This is a genomic window from Comamonas jiangduensis (assembly GCF_030162955.1).
Classification (GTDB): Bacteria; Pseudomonadota; Gammaproteobacteria; order Burkholderiales; family Burkholderiaceae_C; genus Comamonas; species Comamonas jiangduensis.
Window position 1 is genome coordinate 123979 of sequence record NZ_JARXOV010000002.1, and the last position, 24786, is coordinate 148764.

Consider the following 24786-nt stretch of genomic DNA (forward strand, 5'->3'; position numbering starts at 1 on the left):
TTATCACGCGCACATGCCGTCTTGTGCACAGAGCGCGGTGTGCAGCATGGCTGGCTACGCGTAGGGCGAAAAAGATAGCTGGTGGCGCTTGTATTTTCAGGTTTTTAGACACAAAAGTATCTTTATCCTCGATTGGATAAGCGCGGGCAGCTATCAAAAAATACAGGGTGGGGTGGCCCCACCAGAGCAACGCATTCCACAGCCCAACAAAAAGCCACCCGAAGGTGGCTACTTTTTGGAGGGGCGACGCGGTGCTTACTTCAAGCTCAGTACCCAGGCCGCCAGTTTTTGGGCATCGGCTTCACTCACCTGGTTGTTCGCGGGCATGGGCACGGGGCCCCACACGCCGCTGCCGCCTTTGACGATTTTGCTGGCCAATTTGGCCTTGGCGTCGCTTTGGTTGGCGTAGCGGTTGGCCACGTCTTTGAATGAGGGCCCCACCAATTTCTTTTCGACAGCGTGGCAAGCCATGCAGTTTTTCGATGTTGCCAACGCCTGGTCGGCCAGCGCGGGGGCAGCCACGCTCAGTGTCAAAGCAAGGGTGATCAAAGAACGCTTCATCGTTACACTTTCCTCTATCAGGGGATGGTTTGAACCATTGTAGAGCGACGTGTCTTAAACAGGCGGTTAGCACCAGCGAAGCTATGGTGCAGAAAGGTGACAAATTATGTGGTTGTTAAGCGCGGTAACGGTGCTGGCTTTGCTAAAGGTGCTGGCGCATCTGGATGTGGTGGATGTGGGCGGTATTTCCGCGCTGTCATGGTGGTGGGTTGTGGGCGGATTTGCGCTGTCAGCGGCATGGTTTAGCTATGCCGATCGCTCGGGGCTGAGCACGCGCAAAGCCATGGAACGGCTCGATCAGCGCAAGCAAGAGCGTATCCAGAAGCAACGCGAGTTGCTGGGCTCGCGGCGCAAGCGCTGAAGCCTGCGTTCGCCAATAGCGAGGTCTGCAGGCCGTGGCTTGCGGGGTGTTACGTATCGGGTGCGCGCAGAGGGTGGGTCATAATCAAACGATGGGCCGCAAGTGCCCACTTGTGAGACATTGACCGCAACCAAAAAACTCAGCTCCACCATGCCTGCATACCGTTCCAAGACCTCTACCGGCGGCCGTAACATGGCCGGTGCCCGCGCCCTGTGGCGTGCCACTGGCATGAAAGATGGCGACTTTGACAAGCCCATCATCGCCATCGCCAACTCTTTCACCCAGTTTGTGCCCGGCCACGTACACCTGAAGGACATGGGCCAGTTGGTGGCCCGTGAGATTGAGGCGGCAGGCGGTGTGGCCAAAGAGTTCAACACCATTGCGGTGGACGACGGCATTGCCATGGGCCACGACGGCATGCTGTATTCGCTGCCCAGCCGCGATTTGATTGCGGACTCGGTCGAGTACATGGTTAACGCCCACTGCGCCGATGCGTTGGTGTGCATCTCCAACTGCGACAAGATCACCCCTGGCATGCTGATGGCTGCCATGCGCCTGAACATTCCGGTGATTTTTGTCTCCGGTGGCCCCATGGAAGCGGGCAAGACCAAGCTGGCCAACCCCGACACCAAGGTCATCGAGTTCAAGAAGCTGGACTTGGTGGATGCGATGGTGATTGCTGCCGACCAGCGCTTTACCGACGAAGAAGTGGCCCAGGTCGAGCGCTCGGCCTGCCCCACTTGCGGCTCGTGCTCGGGCATGTTCACCGCCAACTCCATGAACTGCCTGACCGAGGCGCTGGGCTTGTCCCTGCCCGGCAATGGCACCGTGGTGGCCACGCACGCCGACCGTGAGCAGCTGTTCAAACAAGCAGGCCACCGCATTGTCGAGCTGGCCAAGCAGTACTACGAACAAGATGACGAGTCCGTGCTGCCACGTTCCGTGGGCTTCAAGGCCTTTGAGAACTGCATCACCCTGGACATTGCCATGGGCGGCTCCACCAATACCATCTTGCACCTGCTGGCGATTGCGCAGGAAGCGGGTATTGACTTCACCATGGCCGACATTGACCGCCTCTCGCGCGTCGTGCCCCAGTTGTGCAAGGTGGCGCCCAACACCCAAAAGTACCACATCGAAGACGTGCACCGCGCAGGCGGCATCATGGCCATCCTGGGTGAACTGGCGCGGGCGGGCAAGCTGCACACCGATGTGCCCACCGTGCACGCCAAGACCATGGCCGAGGCCCTGGCCAAGTGGGATGTGATGGTGACGCAGGATGAAGCCGTCAAGCACTTTTACCTGGCTGGCCCCGCAGGCATTCCTACACAAACTGCTTTCAGCCAGAACACGCGCTGGCCCAGCCTGGACTTGGACCGCGCCGAAGGCTGCATTCGCTCGTACGAGCATGCGTTCAGCAAGGAAGGCGGCTTGGCCGTGCTGTTTGGCAACATTGCGCAAAACGGCTGCGTGGTGAAGTCGGCGGGCGTGGACGAGTCCATCTTGGTGTTTGAAGGCACAGCCCACGTGACCGAGTCGCAGGACGAAGCGGTGGCCAACATCTTGGACGACAAGGTCAAGGCCGGTGATGTGGTCATCGTGCGCTATGAAGGCCCCAAGGGCGGCCCCGGCATGCAGGAAATGCTCTACCCCACCAGCTACATCAAGTCCAAGGGTTTGGGCAAGGCCTGTGCGCTGCTGACGGACGGGCGCTTTTCGGGCGGCACTTCGGGCCTGTCGATTGGCCACTGCTCACCCGAAGCGGCAGCAGGCGGTGCGATTGGCCTAGTGCAAAACGGTGACCGCATTCGCATCGACATTCCCAACCGCAGCATCAATGTGCTGGTCAGCGACGAAGAGTTGGCCCGCCGCCGCGCTGAGCAAGATGCCAAGGGCTGGAAGCCTGCGCTGCCTCGTCCACGCAAGATTTCGGCTGCTTTGAAGGCCTACGCCAAGTTGGTGACTTCTGCCGATACAGGTGCGGTGCGCGATCTGTCCAAGCTGGAAGACTGAGCGGGCGGACGTGCCCGTGCAAAAAAGCCGCCGGCTCGGGCGGCTTTTTTTCATGCCGCAGCGCACCGAAGCGCGGGGGTGGGAGGCTTGGGTGAACTTATCCCTCAGTTGATATCAAAAAAGAAGCTGCTAGTGCAGTAAATACAAGCATTTCATCAATAAATGTATTGGAAAGTATTGCTGGATAAGCGCAAGCAGCTCATGTTTATGAATTTAACGTTCTTTGCTAAGAAAGTGGTGTCTGTCATGTTGTTGCCAAGTTGGATGCGTCGCACGTGGTGCACCGCAGTGTGTATGGGCTTGGCCAGTGTGGCCCTGCCAAGCTGGGCGCAAGCGCAGCCGTATCCCCAGCAGCGCCCGATCAAGCTGGTGGTGCCCTTTGCAGCGGGGGGCTCTACCGACATCGTGGCGCGCTTGGTGGCTGAAGGTATGCAGGCGCAGTTGCAGCACCCCATCTACATCGAAAACAAGGCGGGCGCTGGTGGCATGGTGGGCGCAGAGTTGGTAGCCCATGCTGCGGCAGATGGCTACACGGTGGGGCTGGGCTCTATCAGCTCGCTGGCAGTGAATCCCGTGGTGCTCAAAGCCGCACGGGTGCAACCGCTGCAAGACTTCAAAATGGTGGTGCCCTTGGCGTCGATTGCCTCGGTGTTTGCTGTGCCGCCGTCTGCCGGTGTGCGTGATTTCGCCCAGTTTTTGCAGGTGGCTCGCAAGCAAGGTGATGCATGGGCGGTGGGCTCTTCCGGTGTGGGCTCTGTAGGTCATGTGATTTTGGAAGCACTCAATGCGGACTTGGGTTTGCGTATGCGCCACATTCCGTTCAAGGGCATGGGCCCTGTGGTGCAAAGTGCGCTGGCAGGTCAAACACAAGTGCTCAGCGATCAATATCCGTCTTCAGCCCCTCACATCAAGGCTGGGTACTTAATTCCTTTCGCCGTGGCTGCCAACAAGCGTTTGCAAGCGTTGCCGCAAGTGCCTACGCTCAAGGAACTGGGTTATCCGCAGCTCAACGCACTGGCTATTACCTGGTTTGGTCTGGTGGTGCCAGCGGCCACGCCAGATGCGGTGGTACAACGCCTGAATCAAGCGGCGAATGCCGCGTTGGCACAACCCGAGCTGCAAGCGCGCTTGAAGGCATTGGGGGTCGATGTTTTGGGGGGCACATCCGCAGACTTGGTGCGCATGGTGGAGGAAACCAGCGCGCAGGTACGTACCTTGGTACAACAGCGCGGTATTACTGACGGCATGTGATCCGGTAATTCACCACTATGCAACGCTCCAAGTGAGCGCAGTGTTTGTGGCTTGGCTGCACAGCGTGGTCTTGCACTTGTAGGTGCAGGTCGCCGTGGTGACGACTGGTGCACAGGGCATGCTGATAATGAAGCAGCACCCTCCCGTTGGGTTGGGGCACTTTGTTTATTCACCCTAGCTAGATCTTGTTCCATGAAAGCAGCTCCTGATTGGTTAGCCCGTAGCGTTGATAAATTGCGTGGCACCGCTGCACAACCTGTGGCCGGTGCAGCCCAGCGGCCTATGGCGCAGCGTTTGAAAGCCACATTGCGCCGCGGGCCAGAGGCTTTGTCTCCGCATGTCTTGCGGCGCTTGATGGACGACTTGCAGGCCGCTGCGAGTGAGCAGCTCAGCGAGGTGGAGGCGGCCAAGCATGCGCAGTCCGTCATGGATTGGTATGCCAGCGCAACGGATGCGCAAAAAGCCGATCTGTGGCTGTTGATGTGCGAAGAGTTTGGCCCCGATGCACAGCGCATTCAGGCCGTGCGCCTGCAATTGGAGCAAGCGCGCAACCCGGGTGAAATGACGCAGGCAGAAATCGATTTGCGCAAAGTGCTGGTGTCCGCACGCACCCGGCTGCTGCAGCGCTTTTCTGTGCCCGAAGGCGGCATGCGCTTTCTGATCGACATGCGTGCTGAACTGCTGAAGCTACCTAAAAGCGACAAACGTTTTGTGGCGCTGGATGCAGAACTGGAGCACTTGTTTGCCAACTGGTTTGATGTGGCTTTTTTGGAGCTGCGCAAGCTGACCTGGGATTCGCCGGCATCACTGCTGGAGAAGTTGATTCAATATGAAGCGGTGCATGACATCCGCAGCTGGGCAGATCTGAAAAACCGCGTAGACAGTGATCGTCGCTGCTATGGTTTCTTTCACCCCAAAATGCCCAATGAGCCACTGATTTTTGTGGAGGTGGCGCTGGTTGAGCAAATGTCTGCGGCGATTGCTCCTTTGCTCGATGAGCATGGCGCACGCGCTGACTTAAGCAAGGCCAGCACTGCAATTTTCTACTCCATCAGCAACACCCAAAACGGATTGCGCGGTGTGAGCTTTGGCAACTCGTTGATCAAGCGTGTGGTGGATGATTTGCTCTCGGAGTTCCCCAAACTGCGCAGTTTTGCCACCTTGTCTCCCATTCCTGGCTTGCGGCAGTGGCTGCTCAAGCACGGAGATGCGGTGACCGCACAGTGGACACCCAAGCAACACACGGCGGTTGCCCAGGCGCTCGGCGTGACTGCACCAGTGCAAATCGCGCAACTCGTACAGGCAGGTGGTGATGTGCAGCAGTGGGCAGAGACGCATGTGCTGCGCAAAGCCTTGATGGCGTGTGCGGCACATTATTTGGCCAAGGGGATGGACCAAGGCCGCCCTCTAGACCCTGTGGCGCGCTTTCACCTCGGCAATGGTGCCCGGGTGGAGCGCATCAACTGGGCGGCAGACTTGTCCAGCAAAGGGTTAAAGCAATCGCTGGGTTTGATGGTGAATTACTTGTATGACCTCAAGCGCCTGGATAAACATCGTGACTCTTTGGCGCAAGGCAAAGTGCCTGTTTCAGCAGAAGTGGATGCATGGCGCAAAGGGTGGTGAAGCAGTATGCTAGCACGTAAAAAAAGCGCCTTCGAAGGGCGCTTTTTTGGGTTTGTGCTTGTCTCAGGGAGGGGGGTGTATCAAGCCGCTGTGCCCATTTGGGCCTGCAGATAATTGGCCAAGCCCACCATCTGAATCAGCCCCAGCTGCTTCTCCAGCCAGTAGGCATGGTCTTCTTCGGTGTCTTTGAGTTGGGCCAGCAGCAAATCACGTGACTGGAAGTCATGGTGCTTTTCGCACAGCGCCATGGCAGCGCGCAGGTTGTCGCGCACCCGGTATTCCACAGCCAAGTCTTTGCGCAACATTTCTTCCACGGTGTTGCCAGCTTCAAAGGCGTGAGGGCGCATATCGGGCTTACCACCCAAGAACAAGATGCGGCGCAAGATCACATCCGCGTGCAGCGTTTCTTCTTCCATTTCGTGGTTGATGCGCTCATACAGACGCATGAAGCCCTGATCTTCATACTGGCGCGAGTGGATGAAGTACTGATCGCGCGCAGAAAGCTCGCCGCGCAGCAATTCGTTGAGGCAGGCGATGACTTCGGGATGACCTTGCATAGTTATTTTTCTCAGGAAAGTGATGGATGCTTGCAGTATGGCTTTAAGCAAAAGCTTCGCCAAATCACTGGTTCATAAATCCCTAGCACGCTGCATTGCATGCATGCGAAACACAGAATCATTCGCGATTGGCTGAAATTAGGAGTGGGTGTGCCGCATTGGTGCCATCAGATGGTCATTGGCCTGCGGCACAATGCACACCATGCTGATGTACCCACAGATTGATCCGGTGGCCCTGCAATTGGGTCCTCTCGCCATTCACTGGTATGGCTTGACCTATTTGGCAGCGTTTGGGCTGTTTTTGTGGCTGGGCACACGCAGGCTCAAACACCCTCCGTTTAACCGCCTGCAAGGCGAGGCGGCATGGACGCGCCGCGATGTGGAGGACTTGCTGTTCCAAGGCGTTGTGGGGGTTATTGTGGGTGGGCGCTTGGGGTACTGCCTGTTTTACAAGCCCGCGTATTACCTCAGCCATCCGCTGGAGGTACTTGCAGTGTGGGAAGGCGGTATGAGCTTTCATGGCGGGCTGCTGGGTGTTATTGCTGCCATGGTGTGGTTTGCTGTGACACGCAAGCGCTCTTGGCTGCAAGTCGTGGACTTTGTGGCGCCGTGCGTGCCAACTGGCCTGGCCGCAGGCCGTATTGGTAATTTCATCAACGGGGAGCTGTGGGGCCGTTTTGCCGATCCTGCTTTGCCGTGGGCCATGGTTTTTCCTCAGAGTGGCTCGCTGTTGCCGCGGCATCCTTCGCAGATTTATCAGTTTTTGATGGAAGGCTTGTTGCTGTTTGTATTGCTATGGCTGTATGCACAAAAACAGCGCAAGCCTGGGCAGGTGGCTGCCGTGTTTTTGATGGGCTATGGCACGTTCCGCTTTGTTGCAGAGTACTTCCGTGAACCCGATGCTTACCTCGGCATTCTTTCGATGGGTATGAGCATGGGGCAGTGGCTTTGCGTACCAATGATCGTAGGTGGCGCCGCTATGTGGATGTGGGCGCGCCAGCGCAACGTGGCTTAAGGCTTGCAAACCATAAGAAAAAGAAAGTAGGTGGGCGTGGTAGAGCGGCGTGCATATTTGCAATGGTTAGCAGCAATGGCGGTTGCAGCACCCGCGTGGGCACAAACTGCAAAGACACGTCGTCACAGCGTGGACTGGCCCAGTCAGGCTGTCAATCTGATCGTTCCCTTTCCTGCCGGGGGCTCTAGTGCGATTTTGGCCAAGCAAGTTGCACTCTCGTTTGAACGCACCACAGCGCAATCTTTGCGCCTGCAATACCAAGGTGGCGGAGGAGGGGTGCAGGGGGCCAGCTTTGCTGCCAAGGCGCAGGCGAATGGACAAAACATTTTTATTGGTGGCAGCCACCTTGCAGTAGCCAGAACGCTCAGCGTGGATGAAGATTTTGATCTGATTGAAGATTTGCGCCCCTTGGCGCTGGTGGCTCTGGTGCCGCAGGTGGTGGTGATCAATCCGGAACGTATTCGAGTGCGGACGGCCATGGAGTGGCTGGCAGACTTGGCGCGCAAGCCGATGCGTTATCGCATGGCTACAGCGGGAGTTGGATCCTCCAGCCATGTTTCTGCAGAAATCCTGAGGTATCAAGAATCGCTGCGCTTTGATTTTGTGCACTTTCGTGGTGCAGGCCCTGCTTTGCAAGATTTGCTGGCGGGGTCGGTAGACATGATGGTAGATGGGTTGATATCTTGTCTGCCGCATGTGCGCTCAGGTCGATTAAAGGCCTTGTTGGTGACGGGGCGCCAGCGCGTAGCGCTTTTGCCTGATGTGCCATGTGCGCTGGAGATGGGCGTGCATGCGCTGGATAGCGTGACTTGGTATGGTTTGTTTGCACCCAGTCAGTTGACGGATGCACAGGCGCAGGCAATGCAGGCCGTGTTCATGCAGATGGGGCGCGATGCCACGTTGCAAAATAATTTGGCAACCATGGGCATTCACTGGGGCGATCTCTATGGTGAGGAATTCGCAGCCATGGTTCGGCAAGAAACTTTGCAGTGGGCGCAACGGCTCAAAAGCATAGGGTTTAAACAGCAATGGCTAAAAAATACTGAAGAGAGCTAAGGTGAACGATCAAATCGCTGTGCACCATGGTGTGGATGAGCAAGGGCAACCTACCGGGATTGTCGAAGTCGCAATCACGAATTCTGGCAAGCTGAACGCAATGACGCGCAAGATGTGGCGGGAGTTGCGTTCTGTTTTTGAGGTCATCCACAACAACTCTGCCGCTCGTTGCGTTGTGATTTATGGGCAGGGTGAGTCTTTTTGCGCGGGCGGTGATATCTCGGAATATCCGGCGTTCCGTTTTGATCCCATTACTTTGGCTGCTTTCCATGAAGATGATGTATGGGGAGGGCTGAATGCCATCTTGGCCTGTGACGTTCCAGTCATAGCGAGTATTCAAGGGGCGTGCATGGGGGCAGGGGTGGAAATTGCCAGCTGCTGTGACGTGCGTTTGGCGGCTGAAACCGCTAGGTTTGGTGCGCCGATTGCCAAACTTGGCTTCCCCATGGCCCCAAAAGAGTTGCAGTTGGTAGCATCGGCACTTGGTGGCCATACCGCTAGACGCATGCTGTTGGAGGCGGCCGTTTTTTCTGCCCATGAAATGGCCGCGATTGGCTGGTGTGCTCAGCCATTGAGTGGACAGCAGTTGCCCCTTGAGGTCGCGCGCACGTCTTCGCGCATTGCCAGCTTGGCTCCGCAAGCTGCGCGCTTGAACAAGCAGACCATGCGTAGTTTGGCCAGTGGTCGTCCGGTGCCGACTCCCTATGCGTATGCCAATTCGGCAGAGCACCGCGAGGGGATTGGCGCATTCTTGGAAAAACGAACCCCAATTTTTTGATGGATGGACGCGGGTCTACGGCTGCACAATACGCCAATGTCTGATGTGATGCCTCGTATTCAAGTCTCTGCGCAGTGGCGATCTTTCGTACAGCCTATTTCCCGGCTTTTCCAAAGCGTTCCAGTGAGTAACGGTAGTGTTGTGTTGCTCATTCTGCAGAGTGAGGAGGCACGGGCGGCAATTTGTGCAGCAGCTCGCGCAGTCGATTGTGAATGTGTCGAAATTTCCGTGAATGCTGCGCAAGCAGATGTCCAGCAAGCCATCGTGCAACATTTGCCCGTGGTCGTGGTTTGTGTGCCTGAAATTTTTGGCTGGGTATCGAAAACTGCCTTCGTAGCAGGCTGTGCTGCTATTTACACCTGCGGGGAAAATTCAGAAGGAACGCTACTGGCGCGCGCAGCGCATTTCGCAGCATGAAACAGTTGCTTGATTGCTCAGTTGGTCTAAGGCGCTATAAATAAAAAAAGGATCCTAAGGATCCTTTTTTTGGGTTTTGCCGAATTAACGTAGCACGAGTACAGGCACTTGAGAGTGTGTGAGCACATGTTGTGTCTCGCTGCCCAGCAGCAGGCGCTTGATACCCTTGCGGCCGTGCGAAGCCATGATGATCAGGTCTGCATTTTGCTTATCGGCTGCTGCAATGATGGACTCCGCAATCAAGTCAGACTTGGCAATGCTTGTCTTGACTTTTACGCCAACTGCTTTGCCATCGGCTTTGATTTTGTCCAGCACGGCTTGAGCCTGTTCGGTCCACTGTGCTTCGATGCGCTTAATTTCCGAAAGCTCAACGGTTGCGCCGCCTTCTAGGTAGCTGCGGGGGTAGCGAGGAATGACCTTCAGGGCGATCAGCGAAGCGCCAGTGAGTTTGGCCAAGTCCATCGCATGGCTGACTGCCTTGTCGGACAGAGGGGAGCCATCAGTTGCAACCAGAATCTTTTCGTACATATTTGATCTCCAAGTTTTTATTAAGGGAGTGTGATGCCTAGAGCTTAGGCGAGTGGTGTAAAGGGTTCTTGATGCACATCAAGATACTTGGGGTGTTTGTGGATACGCTTGCGGCCATGTCTGCAAACTCCCAACAGCCGTCTCTGGATTTAGAGAGGGTTGATTCATCTTGCCTAAATTCTGCTTCTACTGCTGTAGGCGAGTTGCACCTGCTTGATGATCCCGGTGAATGGGCAAGTTTTGGTAAACCGTATGGCGAGCAGGGTGCTCAAGTGGTTCCGCCTGAGGATGTCGAAGTCTGGGAGTCACAAGTTGCGCTGGATGGCATGTACTGCGCAACGTGTGCGTTAACAATTGAAGATGCTTTACGTGCTGTGCCAGGTGTGCAGCAGGTAGAGGTCAGTGCAGCAGCTAAGCGCGCCAAAGTTGTCTGGTCACCTGACAAAGTGTTGCCATCGGAATGGATCAAGGCCATTGAAAAAGCAGGCTATCAAGCGGTGCCTGCTAACGATGCTTTGGCGCGTGAATTACGCCAAGCGCAGCATAGAAAGGCGCTGTGGCGCTGGCTGTTGGCAACGTTTTGCATGATGCAAGTCATGATGTATGCATGGCCTTCTTATAGCGCCAATCCTGATGATTTACTCATGGAGTACGAGCGGCTTTTGCGCTGGGCCTCTTGGGTGATTTGTATTCCCATGCTGATTTTTGCTTGCGGCCCATTCTTTAGTGGCGCATGGCGTGACCTTAAGCAGTTTCGAGTCAGCATGGATATGCCTGTGGCTCTGGGCATGATCATTACCTTTATCGTCAGCTCGATAGGTACGTTCGCGCCAACCGGGATATTTGGTAAAGAAGTTTTTTACGACTCTTTGACCATGTTCGTCTGCTTTTTGTTAACGGGGCGATGGCTGGAAATTCGTTTGCGTGATCGTACGGCAGGGGCTTTGGATGCTGTATTAAACCGTTTGCCTGATAGCGTTGAGCAGCGTCAGCCTGATGGTGGTTTTATACGAGTGCCGTTGCGGAAAATAAGTGTGGGTGATGTTTTGCGCGTCTTGCCTGGAGAAGCGTTTCCTGCGGATGGGCTGATTATTGCTGGGCGTACGCAAGCAGACGAGGCGTTGCTAACGGGGGAGTCTCGCCCGGTCTCGCGTGGCGAGGGCGAGCGAGTGATCGCAGGCAGCTATAACTTGACGGCACCTGTGGAGTTGCAGGTTGAGCACGTAGGTGGGCAGACAAAGTTTGCACAGATCGTGGATCTGATGGAGAGTGCATCCACGCAGAAGCCGCGCTTGGCTCAATTGGCAGATAAAGTTGCCGCACCTTTCTTGATTGTGGTGCTGGTATTAGCTGCTGCCTCAGCCATGTATTGGTGGTCAGAAAGTCCAGGGCAGGCATTGATGGTAGCTGCCTCGGTACTGATTGTGACGTGCCCATGTGCGCTTTCTTTGGCAACTCCGGTGGCCATGCTCACATCAGCTGGTACTCTTGCGCGCCAAGGGGTGTTGGTGCGCAATTTGCAGGGCTTGGAGGCGCTGGCATCCATTGATACCTTGGTATTTGATAAGACGGGCACGCTCACCAAGGACGGGATGGAAGTCTCTGGAATGGCAGTGCTCAATCAGTCTAAAGCGAAGGATTGGCAAGGATTGGCGGCTGCGATTGCTCTGCAATCTCGTCATCCTGTATCTAAAGCAGTTGCTGGCTTTGGTGTGGCCCTTGCTGCTGAGTGGCAGGTTTTGTCGTTAGAGGAAATCAGTGGGCAAGGACTGCGTGCCCAGGTTCAAAAAGCGAACGATGCGGCGGTTTCCATGTGGGTGCGCCTTGGATCGCAAAAATTTGCTGGAACAGGGCAGTTGTGCAGTGAAAAGCAGGCCGTCTATTTGGCGCAAGAAATATCGGCTCAAGAAGTGCGTTCGCTCGCATTCTTTGAGCTCAATGAGAGTGTGCGTAAAGAGGCTCAGCAGGTGGTGACTGCTTTGCAGCAAAGCGGAGTTGATGTTCAGTTGCTGTCTGGTGACGGGCGTCAAGCGGTATCACGTATTGCTGCACAGCTCGGTATTGAGCGCTATGACGCTGAGTGTTCGCCAGAGACTAAGCTCAAGACCATCCTCACTGCACAGCAGGCGGGCCATCGTGTCGGCATGGTAGGGGATGGTCTCAACGATGGGCCGGTTTTGGCGGGAGCGGATGCGTCGTTTGCTTTTGGTAAGGCGGTACCTTTGGCCCAGGCAAAGTCTGACTTTGTGGTGTTGAGTGACAACTTAGAGTTGGTGTTGCAAAGCATATTGCTGGCCCGCAAAACTTTGCGCATTGTGCGTCAAAACTTGTTTTGGTCAGCGTTCTATAACGCTGCCTCTATTCCGTTGGCCATGATGGGGCTTATGCCGGCGTGGCTGGCAGGGCTTGGGATGGCTTTGAGCTCTTTATTGGTGGTTCTGAATGCGGCGCGATTGGCCAAACCTTCGACATTCGCCGCTGTGCAGTTGAGCGCAAGCACGTCTTTGCAGACTCCTGGCGTGGTGGCTCTGGCTAAATAAAGGGCATTCCGTGGAAATTCTTTATCTACTTATTCCTTTGTCCGTGATTTTGGTGTTGTTCATTGCAGGTGGTCTGTGGTGGGCAATTTATCGCGGCCAATTTGAGAGCGTCGAGCAAGAGGCAGAGCGCATTCTTCGAGACGATTGATGTTTGTCAACAACGAAAAAACCATAACAGTGAACACTTTCGACTGCATATTAAGAGGTGCCCGATGGATTCTCTAAAAACTAGTGCTGCACACTACAGTGATACCGTAGTTAGGCAGTTTTCAATCATGGCCGTCGTGTGGGGGGTAGTAGGCATGTTGGTCGGCGTTTTTATCGCCGCCCAATTGGCTTGGCCCGAACTCAACTTCGGTATTTCTTGGCTTAGCTTTGGTCGCTTGCGCCCATTGCATACAAACGCGGTAATTTTTGCGTTCGGCGGAAGCGCCTTGTTCGCAACCAGCTACTACGTGGTTCAGCGTACCTGCCAAACCACGTTGTTCTTGCCTAAGTTGGCTGCATTTACCTTCTGGGGTTGGCAGTTGGTTATTGTGGCTGCAGCTGTTAGCTTGCCTTTGGGTTTTACCTCGGGCAAAGAATATGCTGAACTGGAATGGCCTATCGACATCTTGATCACTTTGGTGTGGGTGTCTTACGCGATTGTGTTCTTTGGCACGGTTGGTACACGTAAGGTTAAGCACATTTATGTGGCTAACTGGTTCTTTGGTGCCTTCATCATCGCCGTAGCTTTGCTGCACGTAGTGAATAGTGCTGCTATTCCTGCAGGCTTCATGAAGAGCTACTCCGCTTATGCCGGCGTGCAAGACGCGATGGTGCAGTGGTGGTATGGGCACAATGCGGTGGGCTTCTTCTTGACCGCAGGTTTCCTGGGCATGATGTACTACTTCGTGCCTAAGCAAGCTGGCCGTCCTGTCTACTCGTATCGCCTGTCGATCGTGCACTTCTGGGCGCTGATCTTTACTTACATGTGGGCAGGTCCTCACCACTTGCACTACACCGCGCTGCCTGACTGGACGCAGTCCGTTGGTATGGTGTTCTCACTGATTTTGTTGGCACCTTCTTGGGGCGGCATGATCAACGGTGTGATGACGCTGTCTGGCGCATGGCACAAGCTGCGCGAAGACCCCATCCTGCGCTTCCTGATCGTGTCGCTGTCGTTCTACGGTATGTCCACTTTCGAAGGTCCGATGATGGCGATCAAGACAGTGAACGCACTGTCGCATTACACCGACTGGACCGTGGGTCACGTGCACTCTGGTGCATTGGGCTGGGTGGGTTTAATCACCATGGGCTCTTTGTATTACCTGATCCCGCGTTTGTTCGGTAAAACCGAAATGCACTCCAAGTCTGCGATTGAGCTGCACTTCTGGATGGCCACGATCGGTATCGTGCTCTACATCGCCGCGATGTGGATCTCCGGTGTGATGCAAGGCCTGATGTGGCGTGCTGTGAATGCTGACGGTACTTTGACCTATACCTTTGTGGAAAGCGTGAAGGCTTCTTACCCCTTCTATGTGATCCGTGTGATCGGTGGTCTGTTGTACTTGTTTGGCATGTTGATCATGGCTTGGAACGTTATGAAGACAGTGGCTTCGGGTCGTTCTGTGAAGGTGGCAGTGCCTGCCGTTAACCCTGCTCACGCCTAAGTACGAGGAGCCTGAAAAATGTCCGCAAACAACAACAAAGGGTTCACCCACGAGAAGGTCGAAACCAGCAATTTCTTGATGATCGTTTTGATCTTGCTGGTAGTGGCTGTGGGTGGTCTGGTGGAAATTGTTCCGCTGTTCTTCCAAAAATCTACGACAGAAGCTGTGCAAGGCGTAGAGCCTTACCAGCCTTTGCAGTTGATGGGTCGTGATGTTTATATCCGCGAGGGCTGCTACAACTGCCACTCGCAGATGATCCGTCCTTTCCGAGCAGAAACCATGCGCTACGGCCACTACTCGGTGGCGGGTGAGTTCGTGTACGACCATCCCTTCCAGTGGGGTTCCAAGCGTACAGGTCCTGACCTGCACCGCGTGGGTGGCAAGTACAGCGATGAATGGCATCGTATCCACTTGAACAATCCACGTGACGTGGTGCCCGAGTCGAACATGCCTGAGTACCCTTGGCTCAACAAAAATACGGTTGACCATACGGTAGTTGCTCAGCGTATGACGGCCTTGCGCACTATTGGCGTGCCTTACACCGATGAGCAAATCGCCGGTGCTGCAGAGCAAATCAAGGGTAAGACTGAGATGGAAGCAGTGATTGCTTACCTGCAAGGTCTGGGTACAGCGCTTAAGTAAAAAGGATAGGGCTATGGACATCACCACAATGCGCATTGTTGCAACATTGGTATCGATGGCGCTGTTCATCGGCATCTGGTGGTGGGCGTATGCCCGCCGCAATCAGGAGCGTTTTGACGAAGCGGCACAGCTGCCGTTTCAACAAGACTGATTCCCCATCCAGAACGAGAACATCCCATGAGCGATTTCGTAAATAACTTCTGGTCGGTCTACGTCGCTGGCATTACTGTGGTGGGCATCATTGCTTGCTTGGTACTGCTTATCATCACTGCCCGTAAAAAGGTTGTGGCTGACGGCGATAACACCACTGGCCACGTGTGGGACGAAGACCTGCGCGAATTGAACAACCCGATGCCACGTTGGTGGGTCTGGATGTTTGTGATCACTGTTGTCTTTAGCCTGCTGTATTTGCTGGCATACCCAGGTTTGGGCTCTTATGCTGGCAAGATGCAGTGGAGCCAGGTGGGTGCATATCAGGCAGAGGTTGAAAAAGCAAATGCAGAGTTGGAGCCTCTGTATGCGCGCTTTACAGCCATGAGTTCGGAAGATATGTCCAAAGACAGCCAAGCAATGGCTGTTGGTGAGCGTTTGTTCATGAACAACTGCGCCCAGTGCCACGGCTCGGATGCTCGCGGCAGCAAGAGCTTCCCTAACTTGACCGACGGGGACTGGCTGCATGGTGGCGCGCCTGCAAACATCAAGCAAACCATTACTGAAGGCCGTGTGGCGATGATGCCGCCTCAGGCTGAAGTGGTCGGCACTCCTGATGATGTTCGTAACTTAGCGCACTACGTGATGAGCTTGTCGGGCAGCCCCCATGACTCTTTGAAGGCTGCTTTGGGCAAGTCCAAGTTCACCGCGTGTGCGGCATGCCACGGTACGGATGCCAAGGGCAACACCATGCTGGGTGCACCTAACTTGACCGATGATATCTGGCTGCATGGCTGGGGTGAGCAAGCCATTGTGGACATCATCACTAACGGCAAGATGAACGAAATGCCTGCACAGAACAAGAAATTGACTCCTGCGCAGATTGACGTTTTGACTGCTTATGTTTGGGGCTTGTCTAATAGCAAGCCTGGAGCAACCAACTGATCGTTGTGGCGATCGTGAAGGCGGCACTGTGTGCCGCCTTTTTCTTTGGTGCGATTTAGGGAGTTTGACTCATGAGTTCCGAGCAAAAAAAACCGCAAAAAATCATTCCTATCAAAGCGGATAGCCAGGAAAAAACCATATCGTTTTTTGAAGCGCACAAGAAGATTTATCCGCGCTCCATCAGCGGACGTTTTATGAGCTGGCGCTGGGCCATGGTGTGGCTGACGCAGCTGATTTTTTATGGTTTGCCGTGGCTGGATTGGGGCCAGCGCCAAATGGTCCTGTTTGACCTGGGTGCGCGACGCTTTTATCTGTTCGGCTACGTGCTGTATCCGCAAGATTTCATTTACCTGACGGCCTTGCTGATTGTCAGTGCGCTGTCGCTGTTTTTATTTACTGCGGTGGCCGGGCGCTTGTGGTGCGGCTTTACGTGCCCACAAACGGTATATACCGAAATATTTATGTGGATCGAGCACAAGGTCGAGGGTGACCGCAGTGCGCGTATTCGCTTGGACCAAGGTGGCTGGACGCTGGAAAAAATCTGGCGCAAAACCCTCAAACAATTTTTGTGGATTGCCTTGGCGCTGTGGACGGGCTTTACCTTCGTAGGCTACTTTGTGCCTATCCGCGAGTTGGGTGGAGAGTTGCTGGCGCTCCAAGGCGGCTGGCAGATTTTCTGGGTGTTGTTTTACGGTTTTGCGACGTATGGCAATGCGGGCTACATGCGTGAGCAGGTTTGCAAGTACATGTGCCCTTATGCGCGCTTCCAAAGCGCGATGTTTGACAAAGATACATTGGTCGTCAGCTATGACGCCAAGCGTGGTGAAAACCGTGGCCCTCGCAAAAAAGACCTGGATTACAAAGCCCAAGGCTTGGGCGACTGTATCGACTGCAAGTTGTGTGTACAGGTCTGCCCGGTTGGAATCGACATTCGCGATGGTTTGCAGTACGAATGCATCGGTTGTGGCTTGTGTGTGGATGCATGTAACAACGTGATGGACAACATGCACTATCCGCGTGGGTTGATACGCTTGACGACACAAAACGCGGTGAGCCAAGGCTGGACCGGCGCGCAAATTTGGCGCCGTATTGCGCGTCCCCGCGTGCTGATTTACACCATGATTTTGGTAGGTTTGACGTCGGCCATGGTCTTTAGTATGGCGGTGCGAGAGCCCCTCAAGGTTGATGTGATTCGGGATCGTGCATCGTTGGCGCGGATTGTGGCCGGTGGCAAGCTGGAGAATGTCTATCGTTTGCAGGTGATGAATGCTACGGAGCAAGCCCAAACTTATAGCGTTGCTGTGAAGGGGCTGGAGGGCATTGCGATGGCAGAAGGCACTACCGTGGACGTGGACTCCGCCCAAACGCGCGGTGTCGCCGTGCGTGTACAAATTCCGTATGGAACTGCTGAACCTGGTTCACATCCTATTGAGTTTGAAATCACGGCGCAAAGTGGCAAAGGCCATGTGCTTGAAAAATCAGTTTTCTTAGTGCCTCGCTAAGAACGCAGCATTGTTGGTGTGCAAGACTGAGTGCTTGCACACTGCGTTTGATGGAAAGAGAGTGGGTTATGTCTCAGGTAGCAAAAAAGCTGGAAGTGCCATCAGGTCCTTGGTGGAAATATGGCCACGTATGGTTGGTGTTCGCAGGGCCTGCCGTGGTGGTCGTGGCAGGTATTGCGACGGCCATGATTGCCATGAATGGCGCGGATCCCGTTGTGGACAACGATTACTACCAAAAGGGCCTGAATATCAACCAGGAACTGCGCCACATCGAAAAGAGCTTGGCGCCAGCGGGTGCTGCGCGTAACCATGTGACAACCCCCGATGCTGATTTGCCCAATCTGGCACCTAAATAACGGTTTATTTTAAAAAAAGTAGCTGCCTGCGCTTTAAATATGCTGACTTCAAGTGCTTTTAATGCACAAGTCATTGTGAATATTGCGCTGGCAGCTATTATTTTTATTTAGCGTTTGTCCCACGCAGCCTGGTTGGGAATGGTGCTCACAATGTCCACATGATTCACGCAAAGGAGTGCACATGTGGACACGACGTTTAATGTGGATTGTTTGGCCCGCTTTTTTGGCAGCTGGTGTGATGGAAATGCTGGTGTTTGCCGCATTCGACCCGCACGATATGTTGTGGCTGGGGCAAGGGATTGAGCTATCTCGCACGGCGATTTATACCCTGGCCTTTTTTGCTTTTTGGGTGGTTTTTGTGGTTGCTGGATATTTGACGGTTTTGCTGTCTATTTCTGCTTCAGAAGTGAACGCCCAGCCTAGCATGTAACGAAGATAGTGTTGTGGCAGTCGCGGCATAAAAAACCGCCCATAAAAAAACCTCCCAGCGTAGGCTTGGGAGGTTTTTTTATGGGAAAGCCAGAGCGCTTACTTGTTGCACTCGTGCTGGCTGTTGACCAAGCGCTGCAGTGCAGCAGTGTCCAAAATGCGCACGTGGCGCTGTTTCACCTCAACCATGCCTTCTTCCACAAATTTGGAGAAGGTGCGGCTGACTGTTTCAAGCTTCAGGCCCAGGTAGCTGCCAATTTCTTCGCGTGTCATACGTAGCACCAGTTCAGACGAGGAGAAACCGCGTGCATGCAGGCGTTGTACCAAGTTCAGAATAAAAGCAGCCAAGCGCTCTTCGGCACGCATGCTGCCCAGCAGTAGCATGACGCTGTGTTCACGCACAATCTCGCGACTCATGACCTTGTGCACATGGCTTTGCAAGGCCGTCACTTCACGCGAAATTTCTTCCAATCCGTCAAAAGGCATGACGCAGACTTCGGCATCTTCCAGTGCTACGGCATCACAGGTGTGGTGGTCATTGACGATGCCGTCCAGGCCAATGATTTCACCAGCCATCTGGAAGCCAGTCACTTGGTCGCGACCATCCTCTGTGGCCACGCAGGTTTTGAAAAAGCCCGTGCGAATGGCGTACAGCGATGTGAATGCTTCTCCGTTGCGAAACAGTGTTGCTCCGCGTTTGACTTTGCGGCGGGTAGCCACAATGTCATCGATGCGCTGCAACTGTTGCTCATTCAGGCCCATGGGCATGCAGAGTTCACGCAAATTGCAGTTGGAGCAGGTAACTTTGATGGTTGGAGGAGTCATGTACTCGAAAGCCCAAGAGTCTTGTGTAAGAAGATGACTTGTGCAGTTAAAAAATCAGATAAGAGACTATGGGATAGCTCGAAGGAGTAAGGAATGATGTCGCTCAAATTGTGACATTCCTTGTACATCAACCTCTTGATTCACGTCAAGGATAAACGTGGCCGATTGTTGCAAAGTATGGTCATCAAGGAAAAGATTCATTCATGACCGTCGTCACCCCCGAACTCTTGCGTCGTTATGACGTGCCAGGCCCGCGCTACACCTCTTATCCCACTGCGGATAGGTTTGTGGAGGCGTTTGGTGATAGTGACTATATCTTGGCGTTGAAGCAGCGCAAAGTTGCAGCTGCTGTAAACCAGCCGATGTCGCTCTATGTGCACATTCCATTTTGTGACTCCCTGTGTTACTACTGCGCGTGCAACAAGATCATCACTAAGCACCATGAACGTGCTGTGACATACATGCGCTATTTGGAGCGCGAAATTGATTTGCATCTGCAGCACTGTGGTCGTGGGCAGGTTGTGAGCCAGTTCCACGTGGGAGGCGGCACGCCCACTTTCTTGACAGACGATGAGCTGCGTAACCTGTGGCGCATGCTGCGTGAGCGGTTTGTGTTTGAGGCGGCGGGTGAGTACTCGATCGAAGTTGATCCACGCACAGTGACGCGTGAACGCCTGGCAGTGCTCAAAGAAATAGGCTTTAACCGCTTGAGCTTTGGGGTGCAAGACTTTGATCCGGAAGTGCAAAAAGCGGTGCACCGTGAGCAGCCTGCGGAGCAGGTGTTTGATTTGGTGGCTGCTTCGCGCGAACTGGGCTTTCAGTCGGTGAATGTGGATTTGATTTACGGCTTGCCCAAGCAAAATCCCGAATCGTTTGCTCGCACGCTCAAACAGGTGACAGAGTTGCGCCCAGATCGTATTGCGCTGTATGCCTATGCGCACTTGCCAGAGCGCTTCAAGCCACAGCGCCGTATCTTGCAAGCAGACTTGCCATCAGCCCCCGACAAGGTGGGTATGTTGTCTTCTGCCATAGAAAGCTTTATTGAAGCTGGCTACGTTTATGTGGGAATGGATCACTTTGCGTTGCCGGAAGACGCATTGGCGATTGCGAAACGCCAAGGTCGCTTGCACCGTAATTTCCAAGGCTATAGCACGCAGCCAGACTGCGATTTGATCGCCTTGGGCGTTTCCGCGATTGGTCGCGTGGGTGCAACCTACAGCCAAAATGCCAAGACGCTGGAAGAGTATTACGACCTTCTGGATCAAGGGCGGCTGCCTGTTGTCCGTGGGCTCGCGTTGACCCGCGACGATACGATTCGCCGTGCCGTCATCATGACGATCATGTGCCAGGGCGAGCTGTTTTTTGAATCTATCAACAGCGCTTGGCTGATTGATTTCAAGCAGTACTTTGCTGCTGAAATCGAAGCTTTGGCTGCGCAGCAAGACGAAGGTTTGGTAGAAATTACGGACGACTGCCTCACGGTGACTGCCAAGGGCTGGTTCTTTGTGCGCGGCGTAGCCTTGGTCTTTGACCGTTATTTGCAAGCAGACCGCAACAGAGCCAGGTTCTCGCGGATCATCTGATCCCTATGACTTTTTCTTTGCTTTGGACCGCTTTCTTTATGGGGCTCGTGGGGGGGCCCCATTGTCTTGCCATGTGTGCAGCCCCTTGTCATGCCGTCATTCAAGGCCATGGCACGGCGGTGCAAATGCACGGCAAGTTGTCGCGGCACACCACGGTATGGAACTGGAGTGCGCTTCAATTCCATATGGGCCGTCTGGCTGGCTACGGTGTCTTAGGAGCCATTTCTGCTTTTGCCATGGAGCAGGTAGCATGGTTTTCTGATCAAACTTCTGCCTTGCACCCGGTGTGGGTGGTGATGCACTTGGCGATTTTGGCTTGGGGGCTGTTGATGCTATTCCAAGGCCAGCAGCCAGCTTGGCTGGAGCGCGCTGGCCGGGCTATGTGGCAGAAGGTGCAGCCCGTACTTTCGATGCGCGGTGGAGCGCTTTTTGCAGGTATGTCTTGGGCGTTCATGCCTTGTGGGCTGCTGTATTCCGCTATCTTGGTGGCCGCCTTAAGCGGTGCTGTCTGGGCGGGTGCTGTCAGCATGGTGGCATTTGCCGTCGGTGGGGCATTGTGGCTGGCAGGAGCACCTCTGGCTTGGCGCTGGCTCAGTGGCAGAGTGGGGCGCTGGCGTGCAGACTGGGGTACACGCGCAGCAGGCCTGATGTTGGTGGCGGCGTCACTATGGGCACTGTGGATGGACTTGATCTACAAGCCATCAGTGTGGTGCCGTTAATTTTTTGGGAATGTGGCAGATGCGCCGAGAAGGTGTCTGCAAAACCGCCGAGCCCTCAACCTGAACCGGGGGTTCAGGTGGGCGAGAGCAACCTAGCGTTGGGTTCGTCTGACGCGAGACGATCACGCTTGCTAGGCAATGTATCAAGCCCGTGCTCAATGAGCATTGGTTCAAGGCAATATAAAGCCCGGCGGATTGCAGACGGTTCTGATTTTACTGGTTTTCAGGGACTGCGAAAGGCAAGTCCACTTCACTCGCGTTGTCTAAATGGGTGACCAAGCTCTCGGCGACTTCTTTTGCCTCGGGTGGGGCAGCAAGGTCTTGCAAGGCAGCTTCTGCGCTGGTTGGTGCTGTGGGTTTTTCGTGCAGAGCTAGCGCTTCATCCAGGCGCAGGGTGAGCTGGCGGGCGGCTGCATGCTCTTGATGCAGTTGGGCCTCGAGGTTTTGCAGGCGCTCTGCTTGAGCATCCGCTTGGGCTGTATCCGTGGTGCCTTGCAGTTGCGCTAACTGTTGCTGCAAGGCTTGGAGTTGTTGACGGAGCTCCAAATTTTCAAAAGCCAAATTCACAGCCAGCAAAACACCCACACGCTCTCTAGAGCGCAGCTTGGTGGTGTCGAGCATCTGCTGAAATTGCTGATCCACGCGCTCAACAGCTTCTAACAGCTGTGCTTCTCGCCCATCTGGGCAGGAGAGCACGTAGTGTTGGTGCAGGATTTGCGTGTCTAGCTGGCTCAAGACGCCTCCCGGTTGGCTGGTAATCGTTCGATCAAGTCATCCACGCGCGCGCGCGCTGCTTTGAGGCGAGATTGCAAGGAGTCACGCTCTTTGCGCACAGCCTCAATTTCTTCGGTAAGCAGGCGGTTGGTCTGCACCAAAGCCTCGTACTTGGCTAGCAGCAGCTCGACGCGCTCAGCAACGGGGTCAAGAATGGATGTCGTCGTCATGGATGCTCGCAATTGTAGGGCGCGCCCTCAGAGAGAATTGCAAATTTATGGCAGATCACGGGTTATGGTCACAAAAGCTTGTTTCAAGCTGTCAATGACTCAGCTTAGAAGTCAGTAGAGTATTCGTGGCGTGAGGGGCACTACTGTTTGAGATGTGTTTTGGGTGATTAGAATCAGCGCCTATATGTTGGTGCCCGCAACTTGGTTCACAGGTTGCAGTTCAACGAGAAGCAGGGTGGAGATGCTGGCCTTCAGCACTTCCTAGCCTGCGCTGCCCCCGCAACGGTGAGTTCTTGGCGTTAGCACGTAACGCACACACCATCTCATAAGCCACTGAGTGCCTTGAACAAGCATTTGGGAAGGCGATGGTGTTGAGGAACCAGCCCGGATACCGGCCAACATTGGTGCATCTGTCTGTCAGGTGCGTTGTACCCATTGCTGGCGGGGAGGCTGGCGCGGGTGATTTTGCATTTTGTTCTATGCGTTCCAATACTTTACAGGCCCGTTCCTGCGCGCCTGCATGCGCTTATTCTTCCATCATGCTGGCGGTGTGCTGCGCTTATTCTGCGGGTGCTTACGCGCAGTCATCCGCTGCCACGGGTGTCGTGATGGAGGAGACTGTGGTGGCTGCAACACGGTCATCACAGCCGTTGTCGGATACGTTGGCAGATGTCTCGATTGTGGATCGTGAGACGCTGGATCTGAGTGGTGCCGCAGCCTTGGAGGATGTGCTCTCGCGTCTGCCAGGGGTTGAGATGGTGCGTAACGGTGGCCCTGGCTCGACCACTAGCGTGTACCTGCGTGGTGCCAGCAATGAATTTACGGCGGTGTATATCGACGGGATTCGGGTGGATATGCAAAGCGGCTCTGGTGGTGCTCCGTGGGAGGCCATGCCCCTGGAGGCTATTGAGCGTGTGGAGGTGCTGCGTGGTCCAGCCGGTGCGGTGTATGGCTCGGATGCGATTGGTGGCGTGATTCAGATCCTGACCCGCAAGGGCGAGGGGCCTGCACGCCCTTCGGTCAGCGTGGGGGCGGGCAGCTACGGCACCCGCAACGGTGCGGCGAGCCTCAGCGGTGGAAACGGTGTGGTGGATTACGCGCTGGGTGTGTCGTACGCCGAGGCGGATGGATTCAGTGCCCGTACCCGACCCCAGGACAATCCGGATGATGATGGCTACCGGCGTAAGTCGGCACGTGCCCGTGTGGGGCTGCAGTTGAATGCAGACCATCGCCTGGAAGGCACGTTGCTGCACAGCACGTCGAATGTGGGGTATGACACTTCCAAGGCGGATGATCGTGCGATCAATTCTTTGAATGCCGCAGGCCTGAGCTGGAGCGCGCAGTGGAGTGCGCACTATCGCACCAAGCTGTCGCTGGGGGAGTCGCGCCAAGAGTATGAGACGCAGCCTTCGCCCTATCAGACCAAAACCCTGCTGCGCAATTATCTGTGGCAGAACGAGTGGCAGGCAGGCATCCACCGATGGAGCGCGACACTGGAGCGGCGTGAGGATCAGTTGACGAATGCCTCCATCACGCCACAGCAGCGGCAGCGCCATCAGAATGCGCTGGCGCTGGGCTGGGGCATGCAGTCGGGAGCGCACACACTGCAGCTGAGCGCGCGCCACGATGTCGATAGTGAATTTGATGGCAAGACCACAGGCAGTGCTGCGTATGCGTATGCGTTGACACCGCAGTGGCGTGTACATGCGTCGACCAGCACAGCGTTTCGTGTGCCCACGCTGTACCAGCGCTTTAGTGCCTATGGCGATGCCAGATTGCGCCCACAGGACAGCAGTAATGCCGAGATCGGCGTGCGCTGGGCGCAAGGCAGCCAGCAGTTCTCGGCTACTGCCTACCGCAACCGTGTGCGCAACCTGATTACGTATGTTGAGGGGAAGGGGGCCTGTGCGAATAAGGGTGGCTGCTATGAAAATGTACAGGCAGCTGTGTATGAAGGCATCACTTTGGCTGGTGCTTACAAGCTCGGTATGGTGCGCTGGAGTGGTTCGCTGGATTTCCAGAATCCGCGCAATGAAACCCTGGACAAGCAGCTGGCACGCCGTGCCAAGCGCCATGCAGTGCTGGCTGCGGACACCATGCTGGCAGGCTGGAATCTGGGGGCGCAGATGCAGGCTTACAGCCAGCGCTTTGATGATGCGGCCAACCGCAAGACTCTGGGCGGCTACACCTTGTGGAACCTGTATGCCAGCCGTAGTCTGGGGCGCGATCTGACCCTGCTGGCACGCGTGGACAATCTGGCGGACAAGCACTACCAACTGGCCGATACCTACGGTGTGGCAGGGCGTGCTTTCTATGTCGGTTTGAAATGGGAACCTCAGTAA

26 protein-coding genes and 1 riboswitch are annotated in these 24786 nt (G+C 55.0%); of the genes, 20 read left to right on the plus strand and 6 right to left on the minus strand.

Going from position 1 to position 24786, the window contains the following annotated elements; all coding sequences use genetic code 11:
- Positions 1 to 255 precede the first annotated feature (255 nt).
- A complete protein-coding gene (locus QEP12_RS02040) occupies positions 256 to 561 on the minus strand; it encodes a c-type cytochrome (protein WP_174863396.1) in 306 nt (101 codons plus the stop codon).
- Positions 562 to 667: 106 nt separating this feature from the next.
- Here QEP12_RS02040 and QEP12_RS02045 point away from each other — a divergent pair, with 106 nt between their 5' ends.
- The 4 genes from QEP12_RS02045 to QEP12_RS02060 all read left to right on the plus strand — a co-directional run bounded on the left by QEP12_RS02045 (position 668) and on the right by QEP12_RS02060 (position 5806).
- A complete protein-coding gene (locus tag QEP12_RS02045) occupies positions 668 to 922 on the plus strand; it encodes a TIGR04438 family Trp-rich protein (protein ID WP_174863397.1) in 255 nt (84 codons plus the stop codon).
- Positions 923 to 1072: 150 nt separating this feature from the next.
- Positions 1073 to 2932, plus strand: a complete 1860-nt coding sequence (ilvD, locus tag QEP12_RS02050) for a dihydroxy-acid dehydratase (RefSeq protein WP_284213210.1) — start codon at positions 1073 to 1075, stop codon at positions 2930 to 2932.
- A 246-nt stretch (positions 2933 to 3178) separates the two neighbouring features.
- Positions 3179 to 4183: a Bug family tripartite tricarboxylate transporter substrate binding protein gene (locus tag QEP12_RS02055; RefSeq protein WP_284213211.1), complete on the plus strand. Its 1005-nt coding sequence runs from the start codon at positions 3179 to 3181 to the stop codon at positions 4181 to 4183.
- A gap of 192 nt (positions 4184 to 4375) precedes the next feature.
- Positions 4376 to 5806, plus strand: coding sequence for a malonyl-CoA decarboxylase (locus QEP12_RS02060; RefSeq protein ID WP_284213212.1), 1431 nt, complete (start codon positions 4376 to 4378; stop codon positions 5804 to 5806).
- An 80-nt stretch (positions 5807 to 5886) separates the two neighbouring features.
- Here the strand turns inward: QEP12_RS02060 and bfr are convergent, their stop codons facing one another.
- Positions 5887 to 6363 carry a bacterioferritin gene (gene bfr / locus QEP12_RS02065; protein WP_174863398.1) on the minus strand — a complete coding sequence of 159 codons (477 nt, stop codon included), beginning with the start codon at positions 6361 to 6363 and terminating at the stop codon, positions 5887 to 5889.
- A gap of 202 nt (positions 6364 to 6565) precedes the next feature.
- Here bfr and lgt point away from each other — a divergent pair, with 202 nt between their 5' ends.
- From lgt to QEP12_RS02085, 4 genes are all read left to right on the plus strand, one after another.
- On the plus strand, positions 6566 to 7378 hold the full coding sequence (gene lgt, locus QEP12_RS02070; RefSeq protein WP_284213213.1) for a prolipoprotein diacylglyceryl transferase: 813 nt from the start codon (positions 6566 to 6568) through the stop codon (positions 7376 to 7378).
- Positions 7379 to 7453: 75 nt separating this feature from the next.
- Positions 7454 to 8434 (plus strand): Bug family tripartite tricarboxylate transporter substrate binding protein, encoded by a 981-nt coding sequence (locus QEP12_RS02075; protein ID WP_284213214.1) that lies wholly within the window; start codon positions 7454 to 7456, stop codon positions 8432 to 8434.
- A 1-nt stretch (position 8435) separates the two neighbouring features.
- A complete protein-coding gene (locus tag QEP12_RS02080) occupies positions 8436 to 9212 on the plus strand; it encodes an enoyl-CoA hydratase/isomerase family protein (RefSeq protein ID WP_284213215.1) in 777 nt (258 codons plus the stop codon).
- 36 nt (positions 9213 to 9248) lie between these two features.
- Complete coding sequence (locus QEP12_RS02085) at positions 9249 to 9629, plus strand: hypothetical protein (RefSeq protein WP_174863401.1); 381 nt, start codon at positions 9249 to 9251, stop codon at positions 9627 to 9629.
- A gap of 84 nt (positions 9630 to 9713) precedes the next feature.
- Here the strand turns inward: QEP12_RS02085 and QEP12_RS02090 are convergent, their stop codons facing one another.
- Positions 9714 to 10157, minus strand: coding sequence for a universal stress protein (locus tag QEP12_RS02090; protein ID WP_174863402.1), 444 nt, complete (start codon positions 10155 to 10157; stop codon positions 9714 to 9716).
- A gap of 71 nt (positions 10158 to 10228) precedes the next feature.
- Here QEP12_RS02090 and QEP12_RS02095 point away from each other — a divergent pair, with 71 nt between their 5' ends.
- From QEP12_RS02095 to QEP12_RS02135, 9 genes are all read left to right on the plus strand, one after another.
- Positions 10229 to 12697 carry a heavy metal translocating P-type ATPase gene (locus tag QEP12_RS02095; protein WP_284213216.1) on the plus strand — a complete coding sequence of 823 codons (2469 nt, stop codon included), beginning with the start codon at positions 10229 to 10231 and terminating at the stop codon, positions 12695 to 12697.
- 10 nt (positions 12698 to 12707) lie between these two features.
- Positions 12708 to 12845, plus strand: coding sequence for a cbb3-type cytochrome oxidase assembly protein CcoS (ccoS, locus tag QEP12_RS02100; RefSeq protein WP_174863403.1), 138 nt, complete (start codon positions 12708 to 12710; stop codon positions 12843 to 12845).
- Between the two features lie 64 nt (positions 12846 to 12909).
- On the plus strand, positions 12910 to 14349 hold the full coding sequence (ccoN, locus tag QEP12_RS02105; protein WP_284213217.1) for a cytochrome-c oxidase, cbb3-type subunit I: 1440 nt from the start codon (positions 12910 to 12912) through the stop codon (positions 14347 to 14349).
- Positions 14350 to 14367: 18 nt separating this feature from the next.
- Positions 14368 to 14991 carry a cytochrome-c oxidase, cbb3-type subunit II gene (ccoO, locus tag QEP12_RS02110; protein ID WP_219164296.1) on the plus strand — a complete coding sequence of 208 codons (624 nt, stop codon included), beginning with the start codon at positions 14368 to 14370 and terminating at the stop codon, positions 14989 to 14991.
- Positions 14992 to 15004: 13 nt separating this feature from the next.
- Entirely contained in the window at positions 15005 to 15142 is a 138-nt protein-coding gene (locus QEP12_RS02115; RefSeq protein ID WP_174863406.1) for a cbb3-type cytochrome oxidase subunit 3, read from the plus strand.
- A 26-nt stretch (positions 15143 to 15168) separates the two neighbouring features.
- Positions 15169 to 16086, plus strand: a complete 918-nt coding sequence (gene ccoP / locus QEP12_RS02120; RefSeq protein ID WP_174863407.1) for a cytochrome-c oxidase, cbb3-type subunit III — start codon at positions 15169 to 15171, stop codon at positions 16084 to 16086.
- A gap of 71 nt (positions 16087 to 16157) precedes the next feature.
- On the plus strand, positions 16158 to 17588 hold the full coding sequence (gene ccoG, locus QEP12_RS02125; RefSeq protein WP_284213218.1) for a cytochrome c oxidase accessory protein CcoG: 1431 nt from the start codon (positions 16158 to 16160) through the stop codon (positions 17586 to 17588).
- A 68-nt stretch (positions 17589 to 17656) separates the two neighbouring features.
- Positions 17657 to 17944 carry a FixH family protein gene (locus tag QEP12_RS02130; RefSeq protein WP_284213219.1) on the plus strand — a complete coding sequence of 96 codons (288 nt, stop codon included), beginning with the start codon at positions 17657 to 17659 and terminating at the stop codon, positions 17942 to 17944.
- A gap of 238 nt (positions 17945 to 18182) precedes the next feature.
- A complete protein-coding gene (locus tag QEP12_RS02135) occupies positions 18183 to 18374 on the plus strand; it encodes a hypothetical protein (protein WP_321207387.1) in 192 nt (63 codons plus the stop codon).
- A 98-nt stretch (positions 18375 to 18472) separates the two neighbouring features.
- On the opposite strand, the gene fnr is transcribed toward QEP12_RS02135, so the two are convergent.
- A complete protein-coding gene (gene fnr, locus QEP12_RS02140) occupies positions 18473 to 19198 on the minus strand; it encodes a fumarate/nitrate reduction transcriptional regulator Fnr (protein ID WP_219164300.1) in 726 nt (241 codons plus the stop codon).
- A 203-nt stretch (positions 19199 to 19401) separates the two neighbouring features.
- Here fnr and hemN point away from each other — a divergent pair, with 203 nt between their 5' ends.
- Positions 19402 to 20781: an oxygen-independent coproporphyrinogen III oxidase gene (gene hemN / locus QEP12_RS02145; RefSeq protein WP_284213220.1), complete on the plus strand. Its 1380-nt coding sequence runs from the start codon at positions 19402 to 19404 to the stop codon at positions 20779 to 20781.
- 5 nt (positions 20782 to 20786) lie between these two features.
- Positions 20787 to 21500 (plus strand): sulfite exporter TauE/SafE family protein, encoded by a 714-nt coding sequence (locus QEP12_RS02150; protein ID WP_174863410.1) that lies wholly within the window; start codon positions 20787 to 20789, stop codon positions 21498 to 21500.
- A 213-nt stretch (positions 21501 to 21713) separates the two neighbouring features.
- On the opposite strand, the gene QEP12_RS02155 is transcribed toward QEP12_RS02150, so the two are convergent.
- A complete protein-coding gene (locus QEP12_RS02155) occupies positions 21714 to 22235 on the minus strand; it encodes a cell division protein ZapA (RefSeq protein WP_174863411.1) in 522 nt (173 codons plus the stop codon).
- Entirely contained in the window at positions 22232 to 22444 is a 213-nt protein-coding gene (locus tag QEP12_RS02160; protein WP_174863412.1) for a DUF904 domain-containing protein, read from the minus strand. The genes QEP12_RS02155 and QEP12_RS02160 overlap by 4 nt, the downstream gene beginning before the upstream one ends.
- 171 nt (positions 22445 to 22615) lie before the next feature.
- Positions 22616 to 22858: riboswitch (cobalamin riboswitch) on the plus strand.
- Between the two features lie 65 nt (positions 22859 to 22923).
- On the opposite strand from QEP12_RS02160, the gene QEP12_RS02165 reads away from it, so the two are divergent.
- A complete protein-coding gene (locus QEP12_RS02165) occupies positions 22924 to 24786 on the plus strand; it encodes a TonB-dependent receptor domain-containing protein (protein WP_284213221.1) in 1863 nt (620 codons plus the stop codon).

Coding starts and splice junctions, on each gene's coding strand:
- QEP12_RS02040 (WP_174863396.1), bottom strand. CDS start 561: ATGAAGCGTTCTTTGATCACCCTTGCTTTGACACTGAGCGTGGCTGCC.
- QEP12_RS02045 (WP_174863397.1), top strand. CDS start 668: ATGTGGTTGTTAAGCGCGGTAACGGTGCTGGCTTTGCTAAAGGTGCTG.
- ilvD (WP_284213210.1), top strand. CDS start 1,073: ATGCCTGCATACCGTTCCAAGACCTCTACCGGCGGCCGTAACATGGCC.
- QEP12_RS02055 (WP_284213211.1), top strand. CDS start 3,179: ATGTTGTTGCCAAGTTGGATGCGTCGCACGTGGTGCACCGCAGTGTGT.
- QEP12_RS02060 (WP_284213212.1), top strand. CDS start 4,376: ATGAAAGCAGCTCCTGATTGGTTAGCCCGTAGCGTTGATAAATTGCGT.
- bfr (WP_174863398.1), bottom strand. CDS start 6,363: ATGCAAGGTCATCCCGAAGTCATCGCCTGCCTCAACGAATTGCTGCGC.
- lgt (WP_284213213.1), top strand. CDS start 6,566: ATGCTGATGTACCCACAGATTGATCCGGTGGCCCTGCAATTGGGTCCT.
- QEP12_RS02075 (WP_284213214.1), top strand. CDS start 7,454: ATGGCGGTTGCAGCACCCGCGTGGGCACAAACTGCAAAGACACGTCGT.
- QEP12_RS02085 (WP_174863401.1), top strand. CDS start 9,249: ATGTCTGATGTGATGCCTCGTATTCAAGTCTCTGCGCAGTGGCGATCT.
- QEP12_RS02090 (WP_174863402.1), bottom strand. CDS start 10,157: ATGTACGAAAAGATTCTGGTTGCAACTGATGGCTCCCCTCTGTCCGAC.
- QEP12_RS02095 (WP_284213216.1), top strand. CDS start 10,229: ATGCACATCAAGATACTTGGGGTGTTTGTGGATACGCTTGCGGCCATG.
- ccoN (WP_284213217.1), top strand. CDS start 12,910: ATGGATTCTCTAAAAACTAGTGCTGCACACTACAGTGATACCGTAGTT.
- ccoO (WP_219164296.1), top strand. CDS start 14,368: ATGTCCGCAAACAACAACAAAGGGTTCACCCACGAGAAGGTCGAAACC.
- QEP12_RS02115 (WP_174863406.1), top strand. CDS start 15,005: ATGGACATCACCACAATGCGCATTGTTGCAACATTGGTATCGATGGCG.
- ccoP (WP_174863407.1), top strand. CDS start 15,169: ATGAGCGATTTCGTAAATAACTTCTGGTCGGTCTACGTCGCTGGCATT.
- ccoG (WP_284213218.1), top strand. CDS start 16,158: ATGAGTTCCGAGCAAAAAAAACCGCAAAAAATCATTCCTATCAAAGCG.
- QEP12_RS02130 (WP_284213219.1), top strand. CDS start 17,657: ATGTCTCAGGTAGCAAAAAAGCTGGAAGTGCCATCAGGTCCTTGGTGG.
- QEP12_RS02135 (WP_321207387.1), top strand. CDS start 18,183: ATGGAAATGCTGGTGTTTGCCGCATTCGACCCGCACGATATGTTGTGG.
- fnr (WP_219164300.1), bottom strand. CDS start 19,198: ATGACTCCTCCAACCATCAAAGTTACCTGCTCCAACTGCAATTTGCGT.
- hemN (WP_284213220.1), top strand. CDS start 19,402: ATGACCGTCGTCACCCCCGAACTCTTGCGTCGTTATGACGTGCCAGGC.
- QEP12_RS02150 (WP_174863410.1), top strand. CDS start 20,787: ATGACTTTTTCTTTGCTTTGGACCGCTTTCTTTATGGGGCTCGTGGGG.
- QEP12_RS02160 (WP_174863412.1), bottom strand. CDS start 22,444: ATGACGACGACATCCATTCTTGACCCCGTTGCTGAGCGCGTCGAGCTG.
- QEP12_RS02165 (WP_284213221.1), top strand. CDS start 22,924: ATGCGTTCCAATACTTTACAGGCCCGTTCCTGCGCGCCTGCATGCGCT.